Raw genomic sequence first — 13,547 nt, 5'->3', positions numbered from 1 at the left:
TAGTGACACGCCACTTCGGCGTGCCCACAGGCATATCCGCAGGTCAACCTACATATTCGTGCCCTAGTCGGCACCGCCAACTGTGGAACTCAGGTGGGAGGGTGCGCAATGAGACTCACGGTGTTCGGCGCGACAGGCGGCATCGGCCAGGAGATCGTCCGCCAGGCCGTGACAGCGGGCCACGAGGTGACGGCGGTGGTCCGTGATCCGGCGCGGCTGCCGGTTCCGCTCTCCGGCGTCACGGTCCACACCGCGGCGCGGATCGACGATCCGGAGGTGCTGCGCGAGGCGGTCGCCGGGCGGGACGCGGTGCTCTCGGGTCTCGGCTCACGCGGCCGGAAGGCGGACGGGATCACCGAACGGCTCACCGGCTCGGTACTCCGGGCGATGGAGGCCGAGCAGACGCGGCGGCTGCTGGTGGTGAGCGCGGCCCCGGTGGCACCGAAGCCCGCGGACGACCCGCTGCTGGACCGGATGATGCTGAAGGCGATCGGCGCGATCCTCAAGGAGGTCTACGCCGACCTGACGCTGATGGAGGCCGCGCTGGCCCGCAGCGCCACGGACTGGACGTCGGTGCGGCCGCCGAAGCTCACCGACGGGCCCCTGACGGGGACGTACCGGACGGTCTACGGCGGCAACCCGCGCAGCGGCAGATCCATCTCACGGGCCGATGTGGCACACGCGATGCTGGCGCTGATCGACGATCCGGCGGCGGTCGAGCAGGGCGTGGGCGTGGCCTACTGACGCCGCTGCCCCGTACGCCTCGCGCCGGTCCTCGAAAGGCTCGAAAGACCGGGCCTCAGAGGTTGACGCCGACCGTCACCGGTTCATTGACGAGCGTGACACCGAAGGCGTCGTGGACGCCTGCGACGACCTCGCGGGCCAGCGCGAGCAGATCCTCGGTGGTCGCCCCGCCCCGGTTGGTGAGGGCGAGCGTGTGCTTGGTGGAGATACGGGCGGGGCCGGTGCCGTACCCCTTGGTGAAACCGGCCCTGTCGATGAGCCAGGCCGCCGAGGTCTTGGTGTGTCCCCCACCCGCGGGGAAGGCGGGGGGCACCACCTCGGGGCCGAGCCGGTCCTTGGCGCGGGCGAGGAACGCCTCGTACTGCGCGCCGTCGAGGATCGGGTTGGTGAAGAAGGAGCCCGCCGACCAGGTGTCGTGGTCCTCCGGGTCGAGCACCATGCCCTTGCCGGCGCGGAGCCGCAGCACGGTCTCGCGAGCGGCCGCCGCGGGCACCCGTTCGCCCTGCTCGACGCCCATGGCGCGGGCCGTCTCGGGGTACTTCAGGGGCGCGGAGAAACCACCCGCGTCTTCCAGCTCGAACCGGACACGCAGCACCACGAAGCGGTCGGGTTCGGCCTTGAAGCGACTGTGCCGGTACGAGAATGCGCACTCGTCGTTCGGGATGGTGACCGTTTCGCGGGTGTACCGGTCGTAGGCGACGACCTCCGTGATGGTCGACGCCACCTCCTGACCGTACGCACCGACGTTCTGGATCGGCGTCGCGCCCGCGGAGCCGGGGATTCCGGCCAGGCACTCGATACCGGCGAGACCCGCCTCGACGGTCCGGGCGACGGCGTCCGTCCAAACCTCTCCGGCGGCCAGTTCCAGCGTTGTGCCGGCCAGTTCGAACCCCTTGGTCGCAATGCGCAGGGCAGTGCCGTCGAAGCCCTTGTCGCCGATGACCAGGTTGCTGCCGCCGCCGATGACCAGGAGCGGGGTGCCGCTGTCGTCGGCCTCACGCACGGCTGCGACCACCTCGGCGTCGGTCGTCGCCGTGAGGAGGCGGGCCGCGGGGCCCCCGAGCCGGAAGGTGGTCAGGGGGGCGAGGGGGGCGTCGTGGAGTTCCTGCACGGGGACAAGAGTACGGTCCGTGGCCGCACTGCTCGGGCGGGGCCACGGACCGCGTACGTACAGGGCCATGGATCAGGCGGCGACCGGGGCCCGCCCCTCGGCCGGCTCCGCACCCGCCTCCGGGTCCGGAGCCGAGTCCGCCCCGGGCGCCGGTGCGGTGCGGCGGCCCGGGATCAGCAGGGCGGCGACCGCGGCGAGCGCCACCACCCCAACGCCGATCCAGACTGCCGGAACGGTCCCGTCCGTGAAGGACTGCGCGGAGCCGTAACTGCCCTGCGCGGAGAAGACCGTGGCCAGCATCGCGACACCGAGGGCGCCACCGACCTCGCGCAGGGAGTTGTTGGCGCCGGAGGCGATGCCCTGCTCGGCAGGGCGGACGCTGGACATCACCAGGCTGGCGGCCGGCGCGAAGTAGAGCGCCATGCCGACGCCGCCGATCACCAGGGCGGGCAGCTGGGCGGCGTACGGGACGTCGGGGGCGATGACCATGGCGAAGAGGGCCAGTCCGACGGCCTGGAGCGCGAGGCCTGTGACGACGACCGGACGGCCGCCGAACCGGTCGGAGAGATATCCGGCGATCGGGGCGACCAGCATCGGCATGCCCGTCCAGGGCAGCATGCGCAGCCCGGCCTCGCTCGGCGAGTAGCCCAGCACGCCCTGGAAGTACTGGCTGAGCAGGAAGATCGAGCCGAACATCCCCAGGAACATCAGCAGGCTGGCCATGTTGATCCCGAAGAAGCCGCGGTTGCGGAAGAGCCGCATGGGAAGCATCGGGTTCTTCGCATGGAAGCCGTGGTGGACGAAGCCGCCGATCAGCGCGGCACCGGCGATCAGCCAGGTGAGGACCGTGGGGCTGGTCCAGCCGTCGGCGTTGGCGTTGACCAGCCCGTAGACGATGCCGAAGAGGCCGCCGCTGACGAGCAGGGTGCCGGGGATGTCGAGCCGGGCGTTCGGGGCGTACGACTCCGCCAGGCGCAGCCTGGCCAGCGGCAGCAGGGCCAGGCCGATCGGCACGTTCAGCCAGAAGATCCACTGCCAGGAGAGGTGCTCGGTGAGGCTGCCGCCGATCAGCGGCCCGCTGGCGACGGCAAGTCCGGTGACGGCGCTGAAGATGCCGAGCGCCATGCCGCGGCGGGCGGCGGGCACGGCGGCCGTGAGCAGGGTGAGCGTCAGCGGCATCATGATCGCCGCACCGACCCCCTGAACGGCCCGGAAGGCGATCAGCTCATTGATCCCGGACGACAGGGCCGCGGCGGCGGAGGCGCCGGTGAAGACGGTGAGCCCGGCAAGGAAGAGCCGCCGCCGGCCGTACCGGTCACCGAGGGCCGCGCCGAACATCAGCAGGACGGCGAAGGTCAGGGTGTACGCGTTCACCGTCCATTCGAGCTCCGCCAGTTCGCCACCCAGGCTCTTGCGGATGGAGGGCAGGGCGGTGGTGACGACGAGATTGTCGAGCGCCGCCATGAAGCCGGCGACGCTGGTGATGACGAGGGCCCAGGCCGCGCCTGAGCGGCCTGTGGTCTGCTGGTTCACTGCTCCCCCTGAGGGTTAGTTATCAATGACTAACTTCGATGGGCAGGAAACCGGGCCGAACCCGGGTCGCACTGTTCAGACGGTCGGCCGCACCGAGGGATAGAAACCGGCCCAGACCCGGTGGTCGGCCGGGAAGCCGAGCGAGGCCAGGGTGTTGATGAGCATGCCGTACGCAAGGAAGGTCGTGGTCTCGCCGACATCGGCGCCGAGCGCGAGGTGGATCTCGTCCCACATCTCCAGCCAGCCGGCCCGCGCCGACTCGCCGAACTCATGGTCCCCGGCAGCCTCGGCCGCAGCGACCGCCGCGTACGTCTGCATCTGCATCAGCAGCTTGTCGGGGTCGTCGACGATGAGGCGCTGGTACGCCGTCGCCATGGCGTGGAGCGCTTCCTCGCCCTCCAGGCCGTCACCGGCCTCGGCGAAGACCTTCCGGGTGTCCACCAGGCAGCGGTCGGAGGCGGCGAGGAACATGGCCTGCTTGTTCGGGAAGAGGCGGAAGAGATACGGCTGCGAGACACCGACCCGCTTGGCGATCGCCTCCGTGGAGGTGGCGTTGTACCCGCCGCGGGCGAACTCGGTGATCGCTGCGCGAATGACGCTCTCGCGCCGCTCTTCTGCACTCATCCTGGCCACGCAGCTAAGTTAGTACTCAATCACTAACTTGGTCAAGCGGTGCGCGACCGCACTCCCGACAGCGACCCAAGGGGCCGAGGCGCAGACACACGCAGCATGCGTAAGGGGCACCCACCACGGGCGGGCGCCCCTTACGCACAACGCTCAGCGGCTCAGGCGAGCTGCACGACGGCGCGGGACATGCCCAGCACCTTCTTGCCCTCACTCATCGCCGTCAGGTCCACCCGCACCTGGTTGTCGTCCAGCAGGGCCGCCACCTTGGCACTGACCTCGACCAGCGCACCCTTGTCGTCGTTCGGCACGACGACCGGCTTGGTGAACCGGACCCCGTACTCCACGACCGCACCCGGGTCCCCGGCCCAGTCCGTGACCACCCGGATCGCCTCGGCCATGGTGAACATTCCGTGCGCGATCACATCCGGCAGCCCGACCTCACGCGCAAACTTCTCGTTCCAGTGGATCGGGTTGAAGTCACCGGAGGCACCCGCGTACTGCACCAGCATCGCGCGGGTCACCGGGAACGACTGCGCCGGCAGCTCCGTACCGACCTCGACCGACTTGTACGCAACCTTCGCCGTCATCACGCCTCCTCGGCGGCGCGCGCCACCAGCTTCGTCCACGCGGTCACGACATGCTCGCCGGCCTCGTCGTGGACCTCGCCCCGGACATCGAGGATGTCGTTGCCCGCCAGGGACTTGATGCCCTCGATCGTCGAAGTGACCGTCAGCCGGTCCCCCGCCCGCACCGGACGCACATACGCGAACTTCTGGTCACCGTGCACCACACGGCTGTAGTCCAGACCCAGCTGCGGATCCTGCACCACCTGCCCCGCGGCCTTGAAAGTGATCGAGAAGACAAAGGTGGGCGGCGCGATCACATCGGAATGCCCGAGTGCACGGGCAGCCGCCGGATCCACATACGCCGGATTGGAGTCGCCCACCGCCTCGGCGAACTCGCGGATCTTCTCCCGGCCGACCTCGTACGGCTCGGTGGGCGGATAGGTCCGCCCCACGAAGGACTGGTCGAGCGCCATGGGCTCGCTACCTCCTGATGGAAAGACGAATGGGCCGAAGAGCAGCCCTGCACAGAACAGCCCTATACAACGACACGAGGCCGCCCCCAGTGGGGACGGCCTCGTGTACGAGCCTGATTTAGCGGGTTTCGCGGTGCGCAGTGTGCGAGTTGCAGCGCGGGCAGTGCTTCTTCATCTCAAGACGGTCCGGGTTGTTACGCCGGTTCTTCTTGGTGATGTAGTTCCGCTCCTTGCACTCCACGCAGGCCAGCGTGATCTTCGGGCGGACGTCGGTGGCAGCCACGTGAGTGCTCCTTGGACGGACGGATGGACGGGTGAACGCAAAAAAGAGTAGCCGATCGAAGGACCGACCCCACAATCGGCTACCGTAAGTAGCGGTGACCGGACTTGAACCGGTGACACAGCGATTATGAGCCGCTTGCTCTACCGACTGAGCTACACCGCTTTGATGCCGGATCCCCCCGCCGTGAAGCGGGGTTCTCCGATCACCAGAGCCCCAATACGGAATCGAACCGTAGACCTTCTCCTTACCATGGAGACGCTCTACCGACTGAGCTATTGGGGCGAGCGATGAAGACATTACACGGTCCCTCGCCGATCGCCCAAATCCGTTTCGGAGCCCCCCGCCGAGACATGGATCGCGACCGCCCCGATCCCTGTGATCGACCACTCGTCCACAGCTGGTCGAAGGCCGGATCGGCCATCTGATCAGCGACTTGATCCGCCCCCGGCCACCCCCGGTCCGGCCACCGCACCGACCGCCCCGGCCGCCCGCACCGGCCCCGTACGTCGCACCGGGCCACACCGGTACGACTATTTCGCCCCTGCTCGAACCAGGACGAACACGCCCCTAGGCTCGATTCACTCTGCGTGATCTTGCAACCCCTTCAGGAGCACGATGCCCGACAGCCAGCCACGGCAGCCGGACGACCCCGCCGCCGACGCCACCAGCACCACCGAAGCCACCCCGCTGGTGCTGTGCGGCGCCCGTCTCACCGACGGCCGCATCGTGGACGTACGGCTCGGCGGCGGCCGCATCGAAGCCGTCGGCACCGCGGGCAGCCTGACCGCACCCGGCGCCCGCGTGGACCTCCGCGGCTACCTGCTGCTCCCCGCCCCTGCCGAACCCCACGCCCACAGCGACACCGCCCTCACCGCCGACAGCGCCGGCCCCGGCAGCCCCGGACCCGCCTCGCACCACCCCGAGGACATCCAGCGCCGCGCCACCGAAGCCGCCCTCCTGCAACTCGGCCACGGCGCCACCGCATTGCGCTCGCACGTACGGATCGGCGACGCGACCGGGCTCGCCCCGCTCGAAGCGATGCTGCAGGCACGCCACTCGCTGCGCGGGCTCACCGACCTCACCCCGGTCGCCGTTCCCCGCCTGCTCACCGGAGCCGCGGGCGCCGACAGCCTCGCAATGCTCCGCGACGCGGTGAAGATGGGCGCCGGCGTCGTCGGCGGCTGCCCCGACCTCGACCCCGACCCGGCCGGATACGCCGAAGCAGTCCTGGACATCGCCGCCGAACACGGCTGCCCCGTCGACCTGCATACGGACGGTGACGATCCCGCACGCCTCACCCGCCTCGCCGCCATGGCAGCCGGACTGCGGCCCCGAGTCTCCATCGGCCCGTGCGCCGGCCTCTCCCACCTCCCCCCGGAGACCACGATCCGCGCCGCCGATCAGCTCGCCGCCGCCGGAGTGACCGTGATCTGCCTCCCCCAGGGCGGCTGCTGCGGGGCGGAACGCCGAGGCACGGCACCGGTACGGCTCCTGCGCGCGGCCGGAGTACGCGTCGCGGCCGGCAGCGGGGCACTGCGCGACGTCGCCAACCCGGTCGGCCGAGGCGACCCGCTGGAGGCCGCCTACCTGCTCGCCTCACAGAGCGGACTACGGGCCGAGGACGCGTACGACACGGTGTCCACCGCCGCCAGAAAGGCCATGGAACTGCCCGAAGTCCGTGTCGAAGCAGGCTTCCCGGCCGAACTCCTCGCCGTACGCGGCGAACAGCTCCCGGGCGTGCTCTCCCTCGCGTACAGCCGGATCGTCGTGCACCACGGACGCGTAGTGGCACGCACGAGCGCGGTACGCGAGTACTGCGACTCGGAGGCCGTCGTGGCCCTCGACCTGCCGCGCCAGGGACGACCTGATTCCGGTCCGGGCGGCGGGCCTTGAGCGAGGCGGCGCGCTGCGGCGTACGGTCGTGACCATGCGCATTGTCATCGCAGGTGGACATGGTCAGATCGCGCTGCGGCTGGAGCGGCTGCTCGCTGCGCGCGGAGATGAAGCGGCAGGCATCATCCGCAATCCGGAACAGAGCGAGGACCTCCGGGCAGCCGGCGCCGAACCGGTCGTCCTGGACCTCGAATCGGCCACCGTGGACCAGACGGCGGAGGTCCTGCACGGCGCCGACGCGGCGGTCTTCGCAGCCGGAGCGGGCCCTGGCAGCAGTACGGAACGCAAGGACACGGTGGACCGCGGCGCGGCAGTGCTCTTCGCGGACGCCGCGGAACGGGCCGGCGTACGGCGCTACATCGCGGTGTCGTCCATGGGCGCCGATCCGGACCACCCGGGCACCGAGGTCTTCGACGCATACCTGAGAGCCAAAGGCGCCGCCGACGCGTATGTACGTTCCAGGACGGCACTCGACTGGACGATCCTGCGCCCCGGAATGCTGACGAACGACGCAGGCACCGGCCAGGTCCAGCTGTCCGTCTCGACGGGACGCGGACCGGTACCGCGCGACGACGTGGCGGCAGCCGTGCTGGAACTGCTGGACACCCCGGCGACGGCGGGCCTGACGCTGGAACTGATCTCGGGGAACGTACCGGTGATGGTGGCGGTGAAGGACGTCGCGGGGAACTGAGGGTCGGCTGTGCGGAGGGTCGCCGCCCGACTTCCGGCTGCCTGGAACCTGTCCGGTCCCGTCGGGAGGAGGAAGCGTGAGTCGCACGGCAGCCCTGATCCGCACGGCCACCTGCCGCGTCGCACGTGACCTCCATGAAGGCACCGGCGAACACCTGACCGCACGCCAACTCGTCCAACGCGTGGGCCGGCTGAGCAGTCTCGTCCCCGAAGCCGGGCAGACGACGATCGGCGCCCACTGGGACCGGGCACCGGTGGCGCCCCTCACTTCGGACACCACCCCACCGTCGCCAAGCTGTCCAACCAGGGCTTCACGGCCTGCCGGCGACTGTGGGGTGCCTCCGGGGTCCCCGCAGGCACCGCCGGTTCGTCACGCGTCGCCTGCATGGGGGACGAACCGGCCGCGCGCCAACTCCGCGCAGCCGGGCGTGCGAAGACCCCGTCACGGGCCGCACCTACCGGCGCAGGACCGGCCGACCGCTGGACACCGGGCAGCCGCCGCCCCGCGACCTCTTCGACGTGGAGCGGGAGGCACCGCGCATACCGACGCCGGTGCCTCTGTCGGCCACGAACCATGCGTTCTTCATCGGGCAGACCGGCACTACGGAATCGGCCGCGCACAGCGCCGTCGACCATGCCATCGAGTGTGACCGGAACGCTCTCCCGCCCACCTTGCGCGTCACGGCCGCCGATGCCGTGCGGGCGGACGTGGCGGTCTCCGTGCCGCCACCACCACGCCGCTTCGCCCCGAAGGAAAAACCGCACCGCGTCCTCGCCCCGGGCTGGGGCGCACACCGCCCGTGGGCGCTTGCCGTCACATCAGTCGGCTTCCTTGGGCCGGGCCAAGTACCTCGTCGGCGCTGCGGGGTTCCGTGCGCGGCTGCTGGTTGAGCTTGTGGCGCTCGATGGAGGATCGCCGGTAGACCTCCTTGCGGGCCCGCATGATGTTGCCCAGCGGCGCGTGCTCGGCGATGACCCGCCAGGGCGTGAAGGACAGCGCGTCCATCTGCTCCAGATTGTCCTGACCGGAGATGTCCTGCTGCGGCAACCGCAGCCTGGCCACTGTGACGGACGGCGAGAGCTGCTCGGGCCACTCCACGGTGGTGTCCTCCACCGGCATCCGCTCCAGGTCGGTGCAGAGCTGAATCTGAATGTCGAAGGCGTAGGACCGTTCCTGCAGCTCGGCCACCAGGGCCGGTCGGAAGACCTCCGGCGCGGAGGCCGGGTCGATGGCGCGCCGGACCACCGCGGCTGCGGAGTGCGGGTCGGGGGCGATGCGCACCTTGGCGATGTAGTCCCCGTGCCGGACGGCGCCCATTGTCCAGTAGCTCGACAGCAGTACGTTGACCGGGGGGATCTTGGACAGGCGCAGGAAGGCCAGGAACTCATCCCATGCCCAGTTGTCCTGGTCCAGGGTTCCCTTTCCGGTCACGAACTCGGTAAAGAAACGATGTGTGCCGGGTCGGCCCTGGGAGAAGTAGGCCGGCGCGTTCAAGAACAAGTCCTGGATGAACAGGTAGTGCTCGACTGTGTTGCAGAAGAAGATCGGTGCGTTGATGTTGGCGTAGTCGAATGTGCCTGTGTCCGGTTCGTCTTCCAGCAGGGTCGGGCCGTCGATGTCGAAGATCTTCAGCGCCAATCCGGTGGCGCTGCCCAGTCGCGCGTCGGCTCCAGCGTGAGGCGAGCCGTTGGAGAAGCGGATGAGTGCATCGTGGGTTCCCGGAGTCGCGTAGATTCCTTGGGCGTACTCGGGGGGAAGCCCGTCCAGGATCTCCACTTCCCCTCTGACCAGCCCGTAGCCCTTGGCGTGGGCGTCGCGGAGGGCCCGTCCGGTGCCACCGGCCTTGACTGACTCGGCGATGTAGCTCTCGGTCTTTTCGATCACCGTCTGCAGGTTCTGCTCGAAGTGCGGGTCGTCGTCTTCGACGTCCGGCGTGTAGGGGACGAACTGTGCTGCCATGACGTCGACCTCTTCTCGAAGACCGTGGTGGGGCCTCAGGGGGCAGGAACTGCCCTCAGTCCTCCAGCTCCGCGAGCCAGCGCAGGGCGCGTAGACCCGGCAGGAAGCAGTACTCGCCGCCTCGGGTGACCACGAAGCCGGGCAGGTTCTGCAGGCGGCGCCGGACCGGCTTCTCCGGGATCGTGGCGCTGCCGGTTCCGTCATGGTGCCCGGCTACCGGGTCCTTCTCGCCGGGATAGCCGATGAAGTTGCCGTCGTTGACCCACTCGGCCTTGATGAATTCAAACTGTCGTTCCAGGTGGGCCCCGATGAATGCTCCGACCAGGCCGCGGTCGGCGCCGTCGTCCTCCAGCACGCCCTCTGGCAGCGGCGGGCCGTAGGTAGTGCCGCGACGGATGAGGCGGTGCATCCGTGCGTCGCCGATGATGGTGGCATCGCGGGGGTTGGTGCGCCGGACGTGCGCACCGGCGGGGCACCGGAACCCTCGGTCGTCGTTCTCCCGGTACAGGAAGTTGTTGTTGCGGTGCGGATCGGTCCCCAGCTCCGGGTCATCGTGCTCCGGCGTCAGCGTCAGTGGCGCCCCGCTGGGCCAGCGGCCGACCATCTTCGCCGCCAGGAGTGCCTCCTCCTCGGCGCTGGAGGTGTTCGCGCGCAGGTATCGGCGCCAGGCCGCCACGTTGGTGTGGATCTTGCGAACGGCCACGTAGGTCCCGTTGCGCCCCAGCACATCGGGGCTGGGCATGGGCGGCAGGCTGCCGGTTTCGTCGGGGTAGCCCAGGATGAACTCACCGGCCTTGATGGGGACTTCCTGCGGGTTGGAGCCGGGAAGTCCGACGCCCTCGATGTTGGGATGGCTGATGCCGTCGCGGAATCCGAAGGTGGTGCGCCCGGTCGGGAGCTGGTGGACGTCCTGCTGCCAGATCACCTGGACACCGGGCGTGTCCTCGTAGGCGACGCGGGCCCGTTCCAGCTCCTTGCCCAGCTGCGCCGCATTGGAAGACAGGGCGCTCAACGCGATATGAACGTCGCCCGTTCCAAACGGTGCCTCCCAGTGGGCCGGGGCGCTCTCGCCCACGTCACCGATCAGCTCCGCCCGGGCGGCCATGCCCTCACGAAACGCCCGCGGAAAGCTGTCCAGCGACTCCTGAGGTACCCCCAGGGCCTCCAGTCCCTGGTAGGTGAACGCCACAGCCACCCAGGCGTCCTGGCTCGGGTCCACGCTGGGCAGACCACCCGAGGTCAACGGGAGCAGCCGCCGCAGCAGGGCGCGCCCGGCATGGCGGTCATCGACGCGCAGGAACATGAACTTTCCCTCGTACGGCACGGGCCGTGGACGCAGTGCCCCGCTTTGGACGTCGTCGATCTCTACGCGCATGCTGGCTGCGCTGCTGCTTGCCGCCGTGTTCATGGTCGCTTGTGCCTCCATATCGGCCTCTGCCTGGGCAGACCTGCAGAGGCCGACCCGCGCCCGGTGCGGCTTACCGATGTTGGGTTGGCTCTGAGGGTTGGTTGTGTCCGGGTTCTAGGCCGCGGCTTCCTCCATCAGCTTCTGGAAGGCCGGCGTGGCCAGCAACTCGGCGTTGGCTGGGTTGTCCAGCGCCGCCCGGAATTCGGGGGTGTCCAGCACCGCTTGGAACGCGTCGTCCACGCGCTGGTCCTTATAGATCTGCTGAACGGTCAGATCGGGATAGGCGCTGACGAAGACCCCCGCGGGCTCCTGCTGGGCGACGAACCAGTCCTTCACCTCTGGGTCAGTGACGCCGGGGAACCCTTCGCTGTGCGAGAAGACCTTGTCGAAGCGGGCCCCGACTACCGTCTGGGCGAAGTCGTCGATGTACGTGTCCCAGGAACCGTCGAAGACACTGGCGAACATAAACCGGGTGTCGTTGTCGAAGATCACGTGCCGTGCGTCATGCAGGGTGCCGATCTGGCGCACCGCCGCATGGACGTTCTCGTTAGCCGCCGCGTCGGCGAGCGCGACGAGATCCTCACGCAACGCATCAGCATGGCCCGGCTTGATCTTGGTAAAGACGGTGAACTCGCTACAGACCCCATCCGACCTGCCCGGGCGCTCGGGCTGAGCTGATTGGGTTGCACCTGTCGTCGCAGTCATCGTGAGATTCACCTGCCACGGATGGGTCCGAGGGTCGCCAAGCGCTCGGATATGAGGCGCCATCGCCCTCACCACTAATCCTTACTCCACACGCACCGCCTCGCACCCCCCGCCATGGGTCATGTGATCACCCGGGGGCGGATTCCCGAGAAGCTCCACCACAGCGGGATCCAGCCTGATCACTTCACGACTCCCCTCGCAATGACCGGCTACGGTCCGTGCCCGACAGACCGTAGGGGCGTACGTCACGATGCCGAGCAAGAAAGCCGCCTCGGGTGCCGACTTACCGTCCAGCTCCGGGAAGGCAGCCATGCGGGTGGCCAGCAAGCCAGGGTCCCTGCGCCCTGAGGAGCTCCCGAGGACAGATCCGGAAAGGCGCAGGAAGATGGAATTGAGATGTGCCGAGTACGTCGTCGTCACGTTCTCGGGCAGCCGCTTCCGCGTGGCCGTGACTACAGCGGCGCAGCCGACCGCGTAACGCCCCCGCCCAGACGCAGTCCCTACTGCACTGCACCGTAGGGCGGTTCGAGCGACGAGGCGCTCAGCAGTCCGGAACGTCTGGGAACGCTGCGGGATGAGTGCTGACCGCCGAGGGGTTCGCCGTTCACAGGGACCGCTTCCGGGAAGGCTACGCCCCCGGCCCAGGGCTCCCCGGCAAGCCGGGCGCATGTCCACGACAGTCCCACGGCTGCCCGCCCAGGCGGTTGGGTCACCCACTCCCGCCAAGCCTTGCTCAGCTCGATCGCCGCCCTGACCCACCCACCAGGAGGTAACCATGGGCAATGTTCTCGGTGACGTGCTGGGTCTTGCGGCTGGCGTCGCGATCAGCCCGCTCCCGATCATCGCCATCATCCTCATACTCGCCACGCCTCGGGGACGTCTCAACGGACTGCTGTTCACCGCCGGCTGGATCCTGGGACTCTCGGTACTGGGCGCGGTAATGCTGGCGATCGCTTCCCCCGCAGGTGCATCCGCCCACAATCACCCGGCCACCTGGGTGGGAGCCCTCAAGCTCGCTCTGGGCGTGCTCCTCGTCCTCTTCGGCGCCCGGCAATGGCACCGGCGCCCGAAGGATCCCTCGCAAGCTCAGCTGCCGAAGTGGATGGGCGCGATCGACCGCCTCGCGCCGATCAAGGTCTTCGGACTCGGACTGGCCCTGGCCGCGCTCAACGCCAAGAACGCCCCGCTGACCATCGCCGCGGGCGCCGCGATCGGCTCAGCCGGACTGCCAGTCGGGCAGCAGATCGCATCGATGGCAATCTTCGTCCTGATCGCCACCCTCGGCCTCCTGGCCCCACTGGGAGTCTTCCTACTCGGGGGAGAGCGAGCCAAAACCACGCTCGGCAATTGGAAAGACTGGGCAGCCCAGCACAATATCGCCGTCATGGCGGCCCTGTTCTTCGTCCTCGGGCTGAAACTGCTCGGAGACGGCATCTCCATCCTCACCTCCTGACAGGCTTAAGGGCTGTCCCGTAATCCCTGGCGGGCGCGCGACGACAGCTACGGCACCTCGCTGCGTTGTCGGAACGCCCGAATACGCCCAGTATGAGGACG

General features: G+C 69.0%; 13 protein-coding genes and 2 tRNA genes. 4 read left to right on the top strand and 11 right to left on the bottom strand.

Annotated elements, in window-relative coordinates:
• Positions 1-108: 108 nt before the first annotated feature.
• The gene (locus tag ABZV38_RS36835; protein WP_356332850.1) at positions 109-744 is read left to right on the top strand and encodes an NAD(P)H-binding protein; all 636 of its coding nucleotides are present in this window, start codon (positions 109-111) and stop codon (positions 742-744) included.
• A gap of 55 nt (positions 745-799) precedes the next feature.
• Here ABZV38_RS36835 and ABZV38_RS36830 read toward each other — a convergent pair whose 3' ends face one another.
• From ABZV38_RS36830 to ABZV38_RS36795, 8 genes are all read right to left on the bottom strand, one after another.
• Positions 800-1,855 (bottom strand): UDP-N-acetylmuramate dehydrogenase, encoded by a 1,056-nt coding sequence (locus tag ABZV38_RS36830; RefSeq protein ID WP_356332848.1) that lies wholly within the window; start codon positions 1,853-1,855, stop codon positions 800-802.
• A gap of 72 nt (positions 1,856-1,927) precedes the next feature.
• Entirely contained in the window at positions 1,928-3,388 is a 1,461-nt protein-coding gene (locus ABZV38_RS36825) for an MFS transporter (protein WP_356332846.1), read from the bottom strand.
• A 75-nt stretch (positions 3,389-3,463) separates the two neighbouring features.
• Entirely contained in the window at positions 3,464-4,012 is a 549-nt protein-coding gene (locus ABZV38_RS36820; protein WP_356332844.1) for a helix-turn-helix domain-containing protein, read from the bottom strand.
• A gap of 161 nt (positions 4,013-4,173) precedes the next feature.
• On the bottom strand, positions 4,174-4,602 hold the full coding sequence (locus tag ABZV38_RS36815) for a MaoC family dehydratase (RefSeq protein ID WP_356332842.1): 429 nt from the start codon (positions 4,600-4,602) through the stop codon (positions 4,174-4,176).
• Entirely contained in the window at positions 4,602-5,054 is a 453-nt protein-coding gene (locus ABZV38_RS36810) for a MaoC family dehydratase N-terminal domain-containing protein (RefSeq protein ID WP_356332840.1), read from the bottom strand. Before ABZV38_RS36810 ends, ABZV38_RS36815 begins: the two co-directional genes overlap by 1 nt.
• 118 nt (positions 5,055-5,172) lie before the next feature.
• Entirely contained in the window at positions 5,173-5,337 is a 165-nt protein-coding gene (gene rpmG / locus ABZV38_RS36805) for a 50S ribosomal protein L33 (RefSeq protein WP_003956487.1), read from the bottom strand.
• Between the two features lie 89 nt (positions 5,338-5,426).
• A tRNA-Met gene (locus ABZV38_RS36800) sits at positions 5,427-5,499 on the bottom strand.
• A gap of 47 nt (positions 5,500-5,546) precedes the next feature.
• Positions 5,547-5,619: transfer RNA gene (locus tag ABZV38_RS36795), tRNA-Thr, on the bottom strand.
• A 333-nt stretch (positions 5,620-5,952) separates the two neighbouring features.
• Between ABZV38_RS36795 and ABZV38_RS36790 the strand changes: the two genes are divergently transcribed.
• Together ABZV38_RS36790 and ABZV38_RS36785 are read left to right on the top strand one after the other, a co-directional pair.
• A complete protein-coding gene (locus ABZV38_RS36790; RefSeq protein ID WP_356332838.1) occupies positions 5,953-7,230 on the top strand; it encodes an amidohydrolase family protein in 1,278 nt (425 codons plus the stop codon).
• 34 nt (positions 7,231-7,264) lie between these two features.
• Positions 7,265-7,921, top strand: a complete 657-nt coding sequence (locus ABZV38_RS36785; RefSeq protein WP_356332836.1) for an SDR family oxidoreductase — start codon at positions 7,265-7,267, stop codon at positions 7,919-7,921.
• An 813-nt stretch (positions 7,922-8,734) separates the two neighbouring features.
• Here ABZV38_RS36785 and ABZV38_RS36780 read toward each other — a convergent pair.
• The 3 genes from ABZV38_RS36780 to ABZV38_RS36770 form a co-directional block, all read right to left on the bottom strand.
• On the bottom strand, positions 8,735-9,880 hold the full coding sequence (locus ABZV38_RS36780) for a catalase family protein (RefSeq protein ID WP_356332833.1): 1,146 nt from the start codon (positions 9,878-9,880) through the stop codon (positions 8,735-8,737).
• Positions 9,881-9,935: 55 nt separating this feature from the next.
• Entirely contained in the window at positions 9,936-11,288 is a 1,353-nt protein-coding gene (locus ABZV38_RS36775; protein WP_356332831.1) for a Dyp-type peroxidase, read from the bottom strand.
• Positions 11,289-11,402: 114 nt separating this feature from the next.
• Positions 11,403-11,993 carry a hypothetical protein gene (locus ABZV38_RS36770; RefSeq protein ID WP_356332829.1) on the bottom strand — a complete coding sequence of 197 codons (591 nt, stop codon included), beginning with the start codon at positions 11,991-11,993 and terminating at the stop codon, positions 11,403-11,405.
• A gap of 775 nt (positions 11,994-12,768) precedes the next feature.
• Here ABZV38_RS36770 and ABZV38_RS36765 point away from each other — a divergent pair.
• The gene (locus tag ABZV38_RS36765; protein WP_356332827.1) at positions 12,769-13,446 is read left to right on the top strand and encodes a GAP family protein; all 678 of its coding nucleotides are present in this window, start codon (positions 12,769-12,771) and stop codon (positions 13,444-13,446) included.
• The last annotated feature ends 101 nt before the right edge of the window (positions 13,447-13,547 follow it).

It is taken from the genome of Streptomyces sp. NPDC005181 (assembly GCF_040608395.1).
Lineage (GTDB): Bacteria > Actinomycetota > Actinomycetes > Streptomycetales > Streptomycetaceae > Streptomyces.
The sequence above is the reverse complement of the archived record's forward strand: the minus strand, read 5'-3'. Positions and strand labels throughout refer to the sequence as shown.